At 53.7% G+C, this 505-nt stretch carries 1 protein-coding gene; it reads right to left on the bottom strand.

All coding sequences use genetic code 11. The annotated features are described in order from the left end of the window. Positions 1 to 51 precede the first annotated feature (51 nt). On the bottom strand, positions 52 to 505 hold a 454-nt coding region (locus Xsto_RS20870; protein WP_244590320.1), incomplete at its 5' end, for a terminase TerL endonuclease subunit.

Consider the following 505-nt stretch of genomic DNA (forward strand, 5'->3'; position numbering starts at 1 on the left):
CCAGCACTGCCCCGACGCCGATCAGGGCCGTGATATCCATCAGTAAGTTTTTCATAGCATTAAGAAATCGTCCGGGTCGAGGTTAGACAGGAAGTCAGGCGCATCACCGCCATTGACCAACAAGCGGCTCAGGCCGGTAAACAAGGCAACGGGGCCGTCTATCTTGGCTTCCGGCGTGGATTTATTCGGGAAAATATTGTCGTTTTTATCCGGTTTCACGGTAACGTTTGACATCATCCAGTTCATCACCGGGTGGGCGTTATGGTGGAATTTCCCGCTGTAGACCAAGGCTTCCAGTGTTTTCATCGCTTCCGACAGGTTGCGCACGGTCTGAGCCACTTCCACTAAGGGAATGCCTTCCTCCGCTAAGGCGAGACTGAACTGCACGGCGCTCCACGGGTCAAAACCGAGTTCTTTCAGGTTTTCCCCGCTAATCCAGTGCAGCAGCTCTTCTTTTATCTGCGCATGATCCACCACTTCGCCATCGGTCAGGGTCAGGATACCC

The organism is Xenorhabdus stockiae, from assembly GCF_002632825.1.
Lineage (GTDB): Bacteria > Pseudomonadota > Gammaproteobacteria > Enterobacterales > Enterobacteriaceae > Xenorhabdus > Xenorhabdus stockiae.